This is a genomic window from Bilifractor sp. LCP19S3_H10 (assembly GCF_052119185.1).
Taxonomy (GTDB): domain Bacteria; phylum Bacillota; class Clostridia; order Lachnospirales; family Lachnospiraceae; genus Bilifractor.
Map to the genome: position 1 here is coordinate 65,744 of NZ_JBQKFT010000014.1, position 10,766 is coordinate 76,509.

The following is a 10,766-nucleotide window of genomic DNA, read 5'->3' on the forward strand; positions in this document are numbered from 1 at the left end:
AATGCCAAAGCTGACCGATTACCAGCCGACAAAATTCATGCTTTCGACATCTCACTATGACAAGACAAAGGCGGACCGGGCGGTGAAGTTCATCGAGATGCTCCGCCATACCAAAGGCAAGTGGGCCGGAAAACGCTTCTGGCTCCTCCCTTGGCAGGAGCAGATCGTCCGAGACTTATTCGGGATCATAAAGCCCGATGGGAACCGGCAGTTCCGGACAGCCTACATCGAGATTGGCAAGAAGAATGGAAAGTCGGAGCTTGCCGCCGCAGTTGCCCTGTACCTGCTCTACGCAGACAACGAACCTTCTGCAGAAGTTTATGGCGCTGCCGCGGATCGCCAGCAGGCATCGATCGTTTTTGATGTCGCCCACCAGATGGTAAACATGACACCGGCGCTTTTAAAGCGCTCCAAGATCATGGCCGCCAGCAAGCGAATTGTGAACTACTCGAATGCCGGATTCTACCAGGTGCTTTCTGCAGAGGTGGGAACGAAACACGGCCTGAATGTTTCTGGTCTTGTGTTCGATGAGGTCCATGCGCAACCCACTAGAAGACTCTTCGATGTACTCACGCAAGGCTCTGGTGATGCCCGTGAGCAGCCGTTGTACTTTCTTATCACCACGGCAGGAACCGATAAGAACTCGATCTGCTACGAGCTGCACCAGAAGGCAAAAGACATCCTCTCCGGGCAGCGTGTGGATCGTACGTTTTATCCAGTCGTCTACGGATTGGAAGAAGATGAGGACTGGCACGATGAGAAGAACTGGTACAAAGCAAATCCAAGTCTCGGGCAGACGATTGACATTGAACGTGTCCGGGAGCATTACCACGAGGCAATGGAAAATCCGGCGGAGGAGGCGGTGTTTAAGCAGCTCCGACTGAACATGTGGGTATCTTCAACGACCGCCTTCATTCCGGAGCAGGTCTTTGATCAGGGCAATGAGCCGATTGATCTGGACAGTCTCCGGGGAAGGGAATGTTACGGTGGACTCGACCTTTCGAGCACCGGCGACATCACCGCACTGGTTCTGATGTTCCCGCCGAGGGATGAGAGGGAGAAATACATCTGCCTTCCGTTCTTTTGGGTCCCGGAAGACACCATCCCGATCCGGGTGCGAAGGGCTTCGGTTCCCTACGACGTCTGGGTGAAGCAGGGATATATGAAGGCGACGGAAGGAAATGTGATCGACTACAACTTCATCGAGAAGTTCATCCTGGATCTCTACAAGATCTACAACATCAAGGAAATCGCGGTCGACAGGTGGAATGCGACCCAGCTCATTATCAACCTGCAGGATGACGGCTTGACGATGGTGCCCTTTGGACAAGGTTTTAAAGATATGTCCGCCCCGACCAAGGAGTTCTACAAGCTGATGATGGAAGGAAAAATCATCCACGGTGGCAATCCGGTCCTACGCTGGATGGCCCTGAACGTGGTAGTAGATCGGGATGCTGCCGATAACATCAAGCCGACCAAGGCGAAGTCACCGGAAAAGATCGACGGTATCGTTGCATCAATCATGGCGCTGGATCGCTGTATCCGGCAGGACCAAGCAGAGAGTGTTTACGACAGCCGAGGGCTGATCACATTTTGATGGAGGAAGGATCGATGGGATTTAAGGATTTATTTCACAGAAGGAAGGCAAGAGCGGATCCGAAGGATGCAACATCCGGCAGTGTCTACCGCGCTTACTACGGGCACACTTCATCCGGCAAAACCGTGACAGAGCGAAGCTCGATGCAGGTGACTGCCGTGTATGCCTGTGTCCGGGTGTTGGCAGAAGCTGTGGCAAGCCTGCCCTTACATCTCTACAAAGAGGAGAACGGAAGCAAGGTAAAGGCAACAGATCATCCGCTGTACTTTCTTCTTCACAGTGAGCCGAATGAGGAGATGACGGCCTACACCTTTTGGGAGACGCTCCTCACACACCTTCTCCTGTGGGGTAATGCTTATGTACAGATTATCCGGAATGGAAAGGGCGAGATCACAGCACTGTATCCCCTGATGCCAAATCGCATGACCGTAGACCGGGATGAGAACGGTCACATCTATTACCAGTACCTCTGGTCCAAGGGATCCGATGCGCCGACCATGAAAGAGACGATCGTCAAGCTCTCACCGCACGAGGTGATGCAGATCCCGGGCCTTGGGTTTGATGGCCTTGTGGGGTACAGCCCGATTGCGATGGCAAAGAACAGTATCGGTCTTTCGATGGCCTGTGAGGAATATGGCTCTAAGTTCTTCGAGAACGGAGCCGCGCCTTCCGGAGTTCTCGAGCATCCCGGTATCCTGAAGGATCCGGAGAAAGTACGGGATAGCTGGCAGGCTGCCTTTGGCGGGAGCCAGAATGCCGGGAAGGTTGCGGTGTTGGAAGAGGGCATGAAGTATTCGCCGATCTCCATCAATCCGCAAGAAGCGCAGTTTCTGGATACTCGAAAGTTCCAGATCGATGAGATCGCAAGGATCTTCCGGGTGCCGCCGCATATGATTGGAGATCTTGAGCACGCGACTTTTTCTAATATTGAGGAACAGTCGCTGGAATTTGTGACCTACAGTCTGCAGCCGTGGCTTGCCAGAATCGAGTCTGCAATCTCTCGCTCTCTCCTTACCCCGGAGGAGAAGAAGATCTACTATGCGCGTTTCAACGTGGACGGTCTTCTTCGCGGCAACTATGAGAGTCGTATGCAGGGCTATGCGACCGGAATCAGCAACGGCTTTTTGTGTGTGAACGATGTCCGGCGCTTAGAGAACATGGATCTTGTCCCAGACGAGGAGGGCGGGAACCTGTTTCTTGTAAATGGATCGATGACGCCTTTGAAATCGGCAGGAGCGGCCTACCAGACTTCCGGTGGTGGAAGTAGTCCTCCGGAGCAGGATGAGCCCGATGAAGAGCCTGAGAAGAAGCAGGAGGATCCAGACCAGGAGTCGGAAGAAGATACCATGAACAATAAGCCCCTAAGAAGGGGAAGGAGGAACACATGAACAAGTTTTGGAAGTGGGTGCGGAACAAGGCACCGGATGGAGAAGATCCGGATCTTGCCGCACGCACACTGTTTTTGAACGGAACCATCGCTTCGGAGAGTTGGTTTGACGATGACGTCACGCCAGCTCTTTTTAAGTCCGACCTTGATTCCGGGAAAGGACCGATCACGGTCTGGATCAACTCTCCGGGCGGCGATGTCTGGGCGGCAGCGCAGATCTACAACATGCTCTTGTCCTATGACGGAAAGGTCACCGTGAAGATCGACGGCCTTGCAGCATCAGCGGCATCGGTCATTGCGATGGCAGGAGACGAGGTTCTTGTCTCTCCGGTCTCCATGCTGATGATCCACAATCCGTCCACGATGGCAATGGGGGATAAGGATGATCTTGCGCAGGCCATCTCGATGCTCGATTCCGTCAAGGATTCGATCCTGAATGCCTACGTCAAGAAGACCGGGCTCTCCAAGAACAAGCTCAGTAAGCTTATGGACGATGAGACCTGGATGGATGCGAACAAGGCAGTGGAGCTTCATTTTGCAGACCGTGTGATGGAGAGACCGGATCTCTATCGCAGTGAGCAGGAAGAGAAACCGGAAGAGGACGATCCTGCCAAGGAGAATCCGGAGGAATCTGAAGAGAAAACCGAGCAATCACCAGACGGTCCCAAGAAGAACAAGGATCTGCTTGCTGCGGGTTTCCTTTATTCCAGTCGTCAGATGGCGGCTGCCTTCACCAACAAGGTGAAGGAACACTACAAGGTTAGAAACAAGGCACAGGATGGTCCTGATGCCGAAAGCAAAGTAGAGGAAGGCCGGAGCGTGGATGCTCTGATGGATCGCCTGAATCTGCTGCACACGATGATGTGAGGAGGAGAACACAATGAACGTACAGGATTTGATTGCAAAGAGAGCAAGAGCGTGGGAGGCAGCAAAGGCCTTCCTCGAAGCACACAGAGGAGAGACCGGCGTCCTTTCTGCCGCCGATGGAGAAACCTATGACCGCATGGAAAAGGAGATCACGGATCTCACGAAGGAGATTGATCGCCTGAACCGTCAGGCTGCTATTGAGGCACAGCTGAGTCAGCCGACTTCTTCTCCTCTTTCCAACATGCCTTCCGCAGGCAGTGAGAAGCCGAAGAAGCAGGGACGCGCTTCCGATCAGTATGCCAAGGATATGCTGACCGCCATGCGCACGAACTTCCATCAGGTTTCCGACATCCTGCAGGAGGGTGTGGATGCCGATGGCGGATACCTCGTTCCGGAGGAGTGGGACAACCGACTCATTGATGTCCTGAATGAAGAGAACATCATGCGGGGCCTTGCAACCCACATCACGACTTCCGGTGAGCACAAGATCAACATCGCGGGAGCCAAGCCGACGGCGGCATGGATCGAAGAGGGTGGAGCACTGCAGTTCACCGACGCGAAGTTCGGACAGAAGATCATGGATGCGCATAAGCTCCATGTGGCGGTGAAGGTCACTGAGGAGCTTCTCTATGACTCCATGTTTGACCTTGCAAGCTACATCACCACCCAGTTCGGAATCGCCATCGCCAATGCCGAGGAGGATGCCTTCCTGAACGGCGATGGGAAGGGGAAGCCCACCGGTCTCTTTGATGAGACCAATGGCGGCACGGTTGCAAAGACCCTGACCGGCACCAAGCTTGGCACCGATGATGTGCTGGATCTGGTCTACGCGTTGAAGCGTCCGTACCGGAAGAAAGCATCGTTCATCATGAACGACCAGACCCTTGCAACTCTCCGGAAGCTTAAGGACAACAACGGCGCTTACATCTGGCAACCGTCCTATCAGGCAGGGGAGCCGGACAGACTCCTTGGCTATGCGGTTCATACCAGCGCGTTTGCACCGGAGCTTGCGGCAGGAAAGCCTGTGATGGCCTTTGGTGACTACAGCTACTACAACATCGGCGATCGCGGGAGTCGTTCCATGCAGGAGCTTCGTGAGCTCTTTGCCGGAAACGGCATGATCGGGTATGTCGCCAAGGAGCGTGTCGATGGCCTTCTGGTTCTTCCGGAAGCCGTGCAGATCCTGAAGGCAGGAGCATCTGCCTGATCTGCAGAAGTAATTCAGAAATGATGGAGGCTCAGAGTGTCAAAGCTCTGGGCTTTCTTTCTAATTTGAAGGGAGGACAGGATGATCACGCTGGAGGAAGCAAAGAAATATCTCCGGGTCGATTCTGGTGACGAAGATGACATCATTCAGCAGGAATTGGATGCCGCTGAGAACTTAGTTGCTGCCGTTCTCCGGAAAGACAGCCTCGAAGATGAGAGCAGCCCGATCACAGTTGTGGCAGTCCTCTATACCCTGGCCTATCTCAATGAGCACCGGGAGGAAGCCGATCATCACGCCCTGACCATCACGCTTCGAAACCTACTCTTCGGAGAACGGGATGCCAGGTTCTGACGGAGGTGCGGGATGAATATCGCAGCAATGAATGTAAGGCTTACGATCCAGAAGAATGAGGTCATCAAAGACAAGTATGGCAATCACACCAACACCTGGACAGACTTCTACACCTGCTGGGCAACACCGGTACAGAGCGGAGGATCCGAAAAGCAGGAGGCGGGAACCACAAACAGCACGGATGCGATCGACTTTACCGTCCGGTATGCAAAGTGCCTCGAAGGGCTCGACTCCACCAAGATCCGGATCCGGTTAGGGGGCAGTATCTACAACGTCACCGCCATGGACCCGATGGGGTTCAAGAAGCGAAGCCTGAAGTTTAAGTGTGAGAAGGTGAAGCGATGAAGGTGAAAGTAGATGATCTAGCGGCGACGGTGGAAAAGACCCTCTCGGACTACGCGGAGGATGTGAACGACATCGTAAAGCAGGAGATCAAGGATGCCGGAAAGGAAGCGGCAAAAGAACTGAAGGAGAAATCGCCAAAGCGTACCGGAAAGTACGCAAAAGGATGGCGCTCTACCGTTCAGAAGGAGGTGGCGGTCGGCGCAGAAGTGGTTGTGCACAACAAGATTTATAGACTCACGCACCTCTTGGAGAAAGGCCATGCCAAGCGCGGTGGTGGAAGAGTTGCGGGCATTCCACATATCGCTCCGGTCGAAGAAGAGATCACCGGGAAGCTATCAGATGAGATTGAGAAGGAATTAAAGGGCTGAGGATGGGAGGAAGCAATGGATAAGATCATAAAGATTCTGGAGGGGCTGGAGAAGCAGGGCATCCCTTATGCCTATGATCACTTTGCGGAAGGGGAAGGGCCGGATCCTCCCTTTCTCTGCTTCCGCTGTCCGAACAGCGACAACTTCGCTGCGGATGGAACCGTGTATTTGCCGATCACAGAGATCGACGTCGAGCTCTACACGGATAAGAAGGATCCGGAGATGGAAAAGAGACTGGAAGATCAGCTGATCCAAAGCGGGATCTTCTTTGAAAAGACAGAGACCTGGATAGATTCTGAGAAGCTCTACGAGGTCCTGTATTCATTTGAACAGGAGGCCTGAAATGGCAAGTAAAAAGAATAAGGTCAAGTACAACCTGAAAAATGTACATTATGCCATCGCAACGATTGCAGAGGATGGAACCGCCACCTTTGCGGATCCGATTGCATGGCCGGGTGCGGTATCTCTCTCGCTGGATGCACAGGGAGACCAGACGATCTTCTGGGCAGACGGCGTGCAGTATTTTGTCACCAATGCGAACAGCGGCTACAACGGTGACTTCGAGTCTGCGATGGTACCGGAGGATTTCCGGGAGAACGTGCTCGGCGAGATCAAGGACGGAAACGGGGTACTGGTTGAAGATGCGGATGCCCAGCCTATTCACTTTGCCCTTCTCTTTGAGTTTGACGGCGATGTGAATGAGATCCGCCACGTCATGTATAACTGCACGGCATCGAGACCTTCCGTGGCATCCAGCACCAAGGAGGATTCCATCGAGGTACAGACCGAGAGCCTTACGATCAACGCGACATCGATCAAGGATGCGACTCTTGGGAAGAACATCGTGAAGGCGCGCTCCAGTGCAGATACCACCGATGCCACCTACCAGAACTGGTACAGTAAGGTCTATACGCCTGCTGCAGGGAAAGCATCTGGAGGTTCTTCTGCGTCTGGCGGTAGTACTACACCGTCGACAACGACAAGTTCCAGCAAGTGATAAGGAGGAGCAAACATGTATCAGGAAATTTCCCTCCGGCTCAATGATGGGTCGGAGCAGAAGTTCCCGTTTCTCGCAACGGGGACCACAGCGTATCGCTTTAAGCAGGTGTTCCACCAGGATCTTATGATCCTCTTAAACAAGATGGAGAACAGCGAGGATGACCAGACGGATATGACCGTCGGCGACAAGCTGGCCTTTATCATGAACGCGCAGGCAGAAAAGCGTGACATGAACCAGCTGAACGAGGACGCCTTCCTCGAATGGGCGGATCAGTTCGACGGGGCAGAGCTCTTTCTTCACATGCAGGAGTTCGTTACGCTCTATCTTGGATCGCGGAGGACAAGCTCCAAGTCAAAAAAAGAAGTCGCCCAACGGAGCGGGAAGTAAACACGGCAGTGTTTCTCCTGAGGGCGAAGCAGATGGGACTGACACTGTCTGAGCTGGATGAACTGGATGAGGGGACTGTGATGGATATGATCATTGAGTCCGGGAATGACTTCTGCGACGATGAGTACCGGCAGGTGGCGACACAGGAGGACTTCGATTCGTTTTAATTCGCATCGGTGATGAGCCGGTGCTTTTTCATGCCATGAAGGAAGGAGTAGGCTATGGCAGATCGCATTAAAGGAATCACAATCGAGCTGGACGGCGATACGACCAAGCTCTCCAATGCCCTGAAAGGCGTGAATAAGGAGATCCGGGATACCCAGAGTAACCTTAAGGACGTGAACAAGCTTCTCAAGATGGATCCGGGCAATGCCGATCTTCTGGCACAGAAGCAGAAGTACCTGACCGAAGCGATCGATGCGACAAAGAAAAAGCTTGCCGAGGAGAAGGAAGCCCTCGCTCAGCTAAAGGCTGGTCCTCAGACTGAGGAGACGCAAAAACAGCAGGAAGCACTGACCCGGGAGATCGAGGCGACCAAGCAGTCCCTCGAAGGACTCGAGGACGAGTATAAGAAGTTTGGCTCTATTGCCGGACAGCAGCTTCAGGTTGCCGGGGACAAGATGAAGAAAGTCGGCGGCAAGATCAGTGATGTCGGTGAAGGACTCACCAAAGGCATCACGGTCCCTGTCGCTGCGGTTGGTGCTGCCTCGGTTGCCGCTTGGAAGGAAGTCGATGAAGCGCTCGATACCGTGACGCAGAAAACAGGAGCAAGCGGTGCAGCCCTTGAGGACATGCAGAAGCGCGCCAAGTCGATCGCGGAGACCATTCCGACAGACTTCCAGACTGCCGGGGACGCCATTGGCGAAGTAAACACTAGGTTCGGTTTGACGGGTGATGCACTTGAAGACCTCTCTAAGAAGTTCGTGGAGTTCTCGACGTTGAATTCTACCGATGTTTCTACTTCTGTCGATAACGTCTCTTCCGTCCTCAACGCCTTCGGGCAGTCGTCCGATGATGCCGGGAACCTCCTCGATGCCTTAAATCAGGTCGGACAGGCAACCGGTGTGTCAATGGATACGCTCTCGCAGGATCTTTCCAAGAATGCCACACAGTTCCAGTCGATGGGACTTTCTGCGGAACAGGCGGCAGGATTTATGGGCGCGGTGGAGATGTCCGGTCTTGATACTTCGACGATGCTCACCGGCCTTACCAAGGCGCAGAAGACCGCAACAAAGAATGGACAGTCCTTAAGCGATGCGCTGAAGGATTTCTCCAAAACCATGAACAGCAATGCCTCCGATACCGAGAAGCTGCAGGCGGCCTACGACCTCTTTGGCTCCCGTGCCGGTGGCGCGATCTACAATGCGGTGCAGACGGGGAAGCTCTCCTTAAGCGACCTCTCTACCACGCTAGGAGATTATGCGGGATCGGTGGAGAGTACGTTCAATGAAACTCTAGATCCGCTCGACCAGATGACAGTTGTGATGAACAACTTAAAAGACCTCGGCGCGGAGATCGTAGATGCGTCGGCACCGATGATCACGGAAGCGATGACCCAGATCAAAGATGTGGTGACAACTCTCAAAAGTGCGTGGGATGGTCTGTCCCCGGGAATGCAGGAGGCAATCGTCAAGGCCGCCCTCATCGCTGCCGCTGTCGGTCCAGTCGTCGTTGGCGTTGGTAAGGTTGTCACCGCTGTGGGTTCCGTCACAAGTGTGGTCGGAAAGTTGGTCGGGTTCCTTTCCACAACGGCAATCCCGGCGATCACAGCAGTTTCCGTTCCGATTCTTCCGATCCTTGGAATCATCGCTGCGGTCGTGGCTGCTGTAGTCGCAGTGATTGAGATCGTGAAACACTGGGGAGAAATCTCCGAGTGGTTTGGCGGTGTCTGGACTACCGTTTGCTCTGGTGTACAGAGCGTTGGTGAAGGCCTCGGCGACTTCTTTTCCGGCCTCTGGGATGGGATTAAATCTACTACAGAATCGGTCTGGAACGGCATCAGCAGCTTCTTCACAGGACTCTGGGAAGGGATCAGCACGACAGCTACCACGGTCTTTACTGGCATTTCGGCTTTCCTCGGAAATACCTGGTCGACCATCAGCACCACGGCATCAAACACATGGAATGGAATTACATCCACGCTCTCCGGTGTGTGGGACGGGATCAAGACGACAGCAGGCACGACCTTTGACAACATCAAGACCACGATCGGTACTGCGTGGGATACCGTAAAGACGAACACCGGGAATGCATGGGATGCGATTCAGTCGTCCGTTGATCAGCACGGCGGCGGGATCAAGGGCATCATCGGAACTGCCGTGGATGCTTATAAGTCGATCTGGGAGGAGGGATTTACTACCATCAATAATCTCACAGGCGGCAAGCTTGGCGATGCGTTTTCTTCCGCACAAGGGAAACTTGGTGAGATTAAGGGAGCTTTCTCCTCCATGATCGAGAATGCCAAGAGCATCGTAAGTGGCGGCCTCGATCGGATCAAGGGATTCTTCTCCGGCTGCCATCTGGAGCTTCCACACATCAAGCTCCCGCACTTCTCGATCAGCGGAAAGCTCTCTATTAATCCGCCATCGGTTCCGCATCTTTCCGTCGATTGGTATCGGAAAGCTATGGATGATGCCTACCTCTTAAATAGCCCGACGATCTTTGGCGCTTCCGGAGGCAGACTCCTTGGTGGCGGCGAAGCCGGGCAGGAAGCCGTGGTTGGTACGGATAAGCTTGCGGAAATCGTGAAGGGTGCTCTCGCAGGTGCAGGTGGCGGTGACATCATTATCCCTGTCTACATCGGGCAGGAGCGGATTGATGAGATCGTCGTTCGTGCGACCCAGCGGAGCAACTATCGGTCAGGAGGTCGATGATGCATGTTAAGTGATTACCCAATCTACTTTGATGACGTAAAACTCTTCACACCGGAAAGCTGGGAGGAGAGCTACGCTGTCGTTGAGAGTACCAATCAGACCGAGGCAGGAACGGATCAGGTCATTGTCACCAGGTATGACAAGCTGTCCGTCTCTGCCTCTTTTCCGTGTTCGAGTAGGTGGGCAGCAATTTTTGCCACGTTCCGGGACAAGGATTCGATACAGGTAAAGCTCTATGACCTGAAATCGCAGGGCTACAAGACAAGGACCATGCGGATGCGGAACTTCAAAACCGGACCGGAGAAGAACTCGGAGAAGACAAGAGGGACGAATGGACTCTACACCGTAAGCTTCGAGCTGGAAGAGTTCTAAGAAAGGAGGCGC

General features: G+C 53.7%; 13 protein-coding genes. All 13 read left to right on the forward strand.

Going from position 1 to position 10,766, the window contains the following annotated elements; all coding sequences use genetic code 11:
* Window position 1 precedes the first annotated feature (1 nt).
* The 13 genes from ACTQZS_RS11210 (at window position 2) to ACTQZS_RS11270 (ending at window position 10,754) form a co-directional block, all read left to right on the forward strand.
* Window positions 2-1,597, forward strand: a complete 1,596-nt coding sequence (locus tag ACTQZS_RS11210) for a terminase large subunit (protein WP_441475903.1) — start codon at window positions 2-4, stop codon at window positions 1,595-1,597.
* Window positions 1,598-1,611: 14 nt separating this feature from the next.
* Complete coding sequence (locus tag ACTQZS_RS11215) at window positions 1,612-2,985, forward strand: phage portal protein (RefSeq protein ID WP_441475876.1); 1,374 nt, start codon at window positions 1,612-1,614, stop codon at window positions 2,983-2,985.
* Window positions 2,982-3,851: a head maturation protease, ClpP-related gene (locus tag ACTQZS_RS11220; RefSeq protein WP_441475877.1), complete on the forward strand. Its 870-nt coding sequence runs from the start codon at window positions 2,982-2,984 to the stop codon at window positions 3,849-3,851. Before ACTQZS_RS11215 ends, ACTQZS_RS11220 begins: the two co-directional genes overlap by 4 nt.
* Window positions 3,852-3,864: 13 nt before the next feature.
* Complete coding sequence (locus tag ACTQZS_RS11225) at window positions 3,865-5,058, forward strand: phage major capsid protein (protein WP_441475878.1); 1,194 nt, start codon at window positions 3,865-3,867, stop codon at window positions 5,056-5,058.
* Window positions 5,059-5,139: 81 nt separating this feature from the next.
* A complete protein-coding gene (locus ACTQZS_RS11230) occupies window positions 5,140-5,409 on the forward strand; it encodes a head-tail connector protein (RefSeq protein ID WP_441475879.1) in 270 nt (89 codons plus the stop codon).
* 12 nt (window positions 5,410-5,421) lie between these two features.
* Entirely contained in the window at window positions 5,422-5,754 is a 333-nt protein-coding gene (locus ACTQZS_RS11235) for a phage head closure protein (protein ID WP_441475880.1), read from the forward strand.
* Window positions 5,751-6,122, forward strand: a complete 372-nt coding sequence (locus ACTQZS_RS11240) for an HK97 gp10 family phage protein (RefSeq protein WP_441475881.1) — start codon at window positions 5,751-5,753, stop codon at window positions 6,120-6,122. Before ACTQZS_RS11235 ends, ACTQZS_RS11240 begins: the two co-directional genes overlap by 4 nt.
* A 15-nt stretch (window positions 6,123-6,137) precedes the next feature.
* Window positions 6,138-6,464, forward strand: coding sequence for a hypothetical protein (locus tag ACTQZS_RS11245; RefSeq protein WP_441475882.1), 327 nt, complete (start codon window positions 6,138-6,140; stop codon window positions 6,462-6,464).
* Window position 6,465: 1 nt separating this feature from the next.
* Window positions 6,466-7,119: a major tail protein gene (locus tag ACTQZS_RS11250; protein ID WP_441475883.1), complete on the forward strand. Its 654-nt coding sequence runs from the start codon at window positions 6,466-6,468 to the stop codon at window positions 7,117-7,119.
* Between the two features lie 15 nt (window positions 7,120-7,134).
* On the forward strand, window positions 7,135-7,509 hold the full coding sequence (locus tag ACTQZS_RS11255) for a hypothetical protein (RefSeq protein WP_441475884.1): 375 nt from the start codon (window positions 7,135-7,137) through the stop codon (window positions 7,507-7,509).
* Between the two features lie 32 nt (window positions 7,510-7,541).
* The gene (locus tag ACTQZS_RS11260) at window positions 7,542-7,676 is read left to right on the forward strand and encodes a hypothetical protein (protein ID WP_441100600.1); all 135 of its coding nucleotides are present in this window, start codon (window positions 7,542-7,544) and stop codon (window positions 7,674-7,676) included.
* 54 nt (window positions 7,677-7,730) lie between these two features.
* Complete coding sequence (locus tag ACTQZS_RS11265; RefSeq protein ID WP_441475885.1) at window positions 7,731-10,382, forward strand: phage tail tape measure protein; 2,652 nt, start codon at window positions 7,731-7,733, stop codon at window positions 10,380-10,382.
* Between the two features lie 3 nt (window positions 10,383-10,385).
* Entirely contained in the window at window positions 10,386-10,754 is a 369-nt protein-coding gene (locus ACTQZS_RS11270) for a hypothetical protein (protein WP_441475886.1), read from the forward strand.
* Window positions 10,755-10,766 lie beyond the last annotated feature (12 nt).

Bases quoted from the DNA above. Each gene is read 5' to 3' on its own strand.
- ACTQZS_RS11270 (WP_441475886.1), top strand. From the start codon at position 10,386: ATGTTAAGTGATTACCCAATCTACTTTGATGACGTAAAACTCTTCACA.
- ACTQZS_RS11215 (WP_441475876.1), top strand. From the start codon at position 1,612: ATGGGATTTAAGGATTTATTTCACAGAAGGAAGGCAAGAGCGGATCCG.
- ACTQZS_RS11245 (WP_441475882.1), top strand. From the start codon at position 6,138: ATGGATAAGATCATAAAGATTCTGGAGGGGCTGGAGAAGCAGGGCATC.
- ACTQZS_RS11220 (WP_441475877.1), top strand. From the start codon at position 2,982: ATGAACAAGTTTTGGAAGTGGGTGCGGAACAAGGCACCGGATGGAGAA.
- ACTQZS_RS11260 (WP_441100600.1), top strand. From the start codon at position 7,542: ATGGGACTGACACTGTCTGAGCTGGATGAACTGGATGAGGGGACTGTG.
- ACTQZS_RS11235 (WP_441475880.1), top strand. From the start codon at position 5,422: ATGAATATCGCAGCAATGAATGTAAGGCTTACGATCCAGAAGAATGAG.
- ACTQZS_RS11210 (WP_441475903.1), top strand. From the start codon at position 2: ATGCCAAAGCTGACCGATTACCAGCCGACAAAATTCATGCTTTCGACA.
- ACTQZS_RS11225 (WP_441475878.1), top strand. From the start codon at position 3,865: ATGAACGTACAGGATTTGATTGCAAAGAGAGCAAGAGCGTGGGAGGCA.
- ACTQZS_RS11230 (WP_441475879.1), top strand. From the start codon at position 5,140: ATGATCACGCTGGAGGAAGCAAAGAAATATCTCCGGGTCGATTCTGGT.
- ACTQZS_RS11240 (WP_441475881.1), top strand. From the start codon at position 5,751: ATGAAGGTGAAAGTAGATGATCTAGCGGCGACGGTGGAAAAGACCCTC.
- ACTQZS_RS11255 (WP_441475884.1), top strand. From the start codon at position 7,135: ATGTATCAGGAAATTTCCCTCCGGCTCAATGATGGGTCGGAGCAGAAG.
- ACTQZS_RS11265 (WP_441475885.1), top strand. From the start codon at position 7,731: ATGGCAGATCGCATTAAAGGAATCACAATCGAGCTGGACGGCGATACG.
- ACTQZS_RS11250 (WP_441475883.1), top strand. From the start codon at position 6,466: ATGGCAAGTAAAAAGAATAAGGTCAAGTACAACCTGAAAAATGTACAT.